Raw genomic sequence first — 623 nt, forward strand, 5'->3', positions numbered from 1 at the left:
CTGCTGAGCTTTATGTTGTCTCAACAAGATGATATTTCGGTTCGCTTCCAGACCACTCAATTTGGTGCAAGTCAGTTGAGTTACCGCTCATCAAGCCCAGTAGAAACGAACCAATTTGTCCGAGTGAAACTCTTTCTTGACCATCCTGCTGCGGCAATTTACTGCTACGCTCAAGTCGTAGAGTGTGTCGTCTCTGAGCAAGGGTTCGTCGTCACTCTTAGATATAAAATGCTCAGAGAAGCAGACCAAGATTTGCTCATTAAAGCCGCTTTATATCAACAACAAAAACTTTTACGTCAGCGCTCACTGGAGCGAGATAAAAAATAACTCCTATGACCAAAGCAACGATACTTTCCGTCACCAATCCAACTGAGCGTGGCGACAAAAAACAACTTGGCAACTTACCCGGTGTAGCGCTGCCTCTCGCTATTGCCGAACTGGCCAAGCAGCATTCAAGTCACTCACTACTGGTTGTGCCAGATCCGCAGATCGCGTTGAAACTGCAAGCAGAAATCGAACAGTTTACCGACCAACCGGTAAGCCTTTTCCCTGATTGGGAAACGTTGCCATACGACAATTTTTCTCCACACCAAGAGATCATTTCTGACCGCATTGCTCGCCTA

Annotated in this window: 1 protein-coding gene and 1 pseudogene; both read left to right on the top strand. The window is 46.4% G+C overall.

The genetic code is table 11. The features are described from left to right. Window positions 1–327 (top strand): annotated as a pseudogene (locus R7P74_RS27340) (PilZ domain-containing protein); the annotation flags it as partial. A 5-nt stretch (window positions 328–332) separates the two neighbouring features. After that, a partial coding sequence (locus R7P74_RS27345; RefSeq protein WP_318123812.1) for a hypothetical protein occupies window positions 333–623 on the top strand: 291 nt, incomplete at its 3' end.

The sequence above is a fragment of the Vibrio sp. 2033 genome (assembly GCF_033339735.1).